Genomic DNA, 2,628 nt, shown 5'->3' on the forward strand with positions numbered 1-2,628 from the left:
TCGGCGACGGACCAGAGAAAGGCGGACAAGTCTTGCTGATTCAACGTGATGCTCCCGGACGTTCGGTCCGGAATAGAACAGGCAAGGACGGGCGTGGCAACTCTGCATTGCCCTGTGCGACTGCGCGTTCGGTTCAGGTCGCTCCTCGTCGATGAGCCATGAGCGCAGGTTGCCGGCGCCGTTCGCGAAGGGCCAGGCCAAGTGCAACGGACGACATGCTCTTCAATGAGGAAGCGCCGGCTCCGAGCCGCGTTGAGGTAGTCGTGGCACTTGCCCCTTGAGGGCACGTGCCGAAAAGCAGGCCCCTTCGGCTTCGGGATGTCCTGCAGATACTGCGGCCCCTAGATCCCGTATTGCTCGCGGGCGTAGTCCCCCAGCCCCACGGCATCGAGTCGCGACATCGGCGCCAGCAGCGTCACCGTGACCACCCCGGGCGCGCGGCCGATCTCGATCGCGCCGGTGATGGTGGCGCGGTTGCGCACCTCGGGCACGGTCATGCCGAGGAGCGTCGCCGCCCGCGCAAGACCGTTCTCGATCGCCGCGTTCATCGTGGCGGCGGTGCCGATCACCGAGACCGGCGCCGATGCCTCCAGTTCCGTCACGCCCCATTGCGCCGCCAGCCGCTCGGCCTTCGCCCGCTCGGCCGCCGAGAAGGGGCGCGCGAGCGGCGGCAGGTCCTCGGCCAGCGGGAACAGCACCGGCCCGTCGATCGGCCAGTCCTTCAGCACCTCGACCTGCAGCGTCACGCTGCCCGCCACGTCCATCGTGTGGCCGGCGATCTCGCCATCGCCCTGGGCCGCGTGCATGTCGCCCATGTAGACGCCCGCACCGCGCACCTTGACCGGCGCCACCAGGATCGCCCCCGGCCGCACCGCGTCGATGTCCATGTGGCCGTCGGTCTTGTGCCGGACCAGTTCCTCGGCCGTGATCGCATAGGCGTGCGGCGCGCCGACGAGGAAGGCCCCGAAGTCGCCGGCATTGTGGCTGTCGGGCATCGCCTTCGACGGACAGGTGCCGAGCTGGCCGAGGAAGGGCCGCATCCGCACCATCACGCCGGCCATGTCCGAGGGCGCGAAGGTCAGGATCGAGTGCTGCACCGACTGGTCCGGCAGCGCGGCATAGTGCGAGGCATCGCGGGCGATGGTCTCGGCCGCGGTCTTCGGCAGGGTCATGCCCACGGCGCGCGTCTCGTCGAAGACGACGGTGTACCCGTGGACGATCTCGAACGGCGTCACGGCATTGCCGCAGGCATCGCATTTCACCGCCTGTTGGCCGATGCCCTCGACATGGGTCTCGGGCCAGACCGTATCGCAGACCGGGCAGCGCGCGGCGACATAGGGATCACCGAGGCAGAAGCCCTCGGGTGAGCTGTCGTGGCCGCTGGCGGTGGCGATCGAGGTCACGGTGATGTCGCGGATGCGGATGACGACGGCATCGCCCGGCTCGGCGCCCTCGACGAAGACCGGCTGGGTCACCTCGTGCCCGCCGCGCAGCCGCGGGGTGATCATCGGGCCCCAGCAGCCGGGCGCGGTGTTGGCGATGATGGTGCCGCCGTTCTCCAGCGGCCCGAGCATCGGCGCGGCCGGGTCAAGCACGCTGTTGGTGAAGCCCTGAACCACGACGCTGCGGCGGGCGGCGACGGTGTCGATCTTTCCTTCCGGCATGGCGGGATCTCCCCGTTGGTCTTTCTCCAGGGAAGCCTAGCGCGGCAAGCCAGTCCGGGAAACGATCATATGCACGGGATGGCTGTCGCTTTCGGCTGAGGCCGCAATGAAGCCCATGGCCGCGGCGGCTGCGCTGCTGTGACACGGCGATCCCGCCACCTGGTCACGGCCTTTGCTGGAGCCTTCCGCCTCGGACATGCGGCGATCTCATGCCGCACGCGGATTCGGCGCCTTCCATATGCCGAACAGACACCGGTAACACTGCGGCCACGCGGTTCGCTTGGCTGAGGGGTGTCAGGGCGACACTCGCCCATCGCTTCCGGTGGCATGGTTCATTGGTCAGCGCCCGCCGCGCCGGAGCTGCGGCTCTCCAGGGCGCGTCGGATGCCGGCTTCGCATGCGGCCGAAAGATCTAACTGGGCGGTCCGGGCATCGCGGTAGGTGTCTTTCCGGATCCTCACGGTGATCCTGATCTCCGCGTCGGTCAGGTCGGCGGTGCCGGGCAGGGGCCGGGCGGAGGCCGTGAACCGGGCGACCCGCTCCATGTCCGGTTCGCAGGACAGGTGTTGCGACCGTGCGCGCCAGGCAACGAAAGCCATTGCAAGACCGGCGGCAGTTCCAACGATGCCGACGATGGTCTGATGGTGGTCGATCATGATCCTGTCCTCATCACGGCGCGGTCGCTCACGGTGCTTTTGGGAGGCATGGTCCACTTGTGCCATCGAGTGGTCAAGCGGGCGCTGGAGATCTCGGGCCTGAGCGTGGCCGACAGCGCTTCAGTCTGTCCGCGGCGTGTCCCCATGGTGCATGGCACCGCAGCAGAAGGGTCAACGCGATGAGGCCGATGGCTATGGTGCGCTGCGCCCTGCGGGCCGGCTCCCTTCTCGACCTGGCCCTTCTCCCAGCCTGAGGCCGGATTGCAGAAGGTCGGCTCGAACACATAGTGGTTGGTCATCGCCATGAA

The 2,628-nt window shown here is 68.2% G+C and carries 3 protein-coding genes; all 3 read right to left on the minus strand.

Annotated features, from left to right (window positions below):
* Window positions 1-341: 341 nt before the first annotated feature.
* Entirely contained in the window at window positions 342-1,664 is a 1,323-nt protein-coding gene (locus FG154_RS20180) for an acetamidase/formamidase family protein (protein ID WP_145111871.1), read from the minus strand.
* Between the two features lie 332 nt (window positions 1,665-1,996).
* Entirely contained in the window at window positions 1,997-2,320 is a 324-nt protein-coding gene (locus FG154_RS20185; RefSeq protein WP_145111874.1) for a hypothetical protein, read from the minus strand.
* A partial coding sequence (locus tag FG154_RS21285; protein WP_145111876.1) for a hypothetical protein occupies window positions 2,317-2,628 on the minus strand: 312 nt, incomplete at its 5' end. The genes FG154_RS20185 and FG154_RS21285, both read right to left, overlap by 4 nt.

It is taken from the genome of Cereibacter sediminicola (assembly GCF_007668225.1).
GTDB classification, from domain to species: Bacteria; Pseudomonadota; Alphaproteobacteria; order Rhodobacterales; family Rhodobacteraceae; genus Cereibacter_A; species Cereibacter_A azotoformans.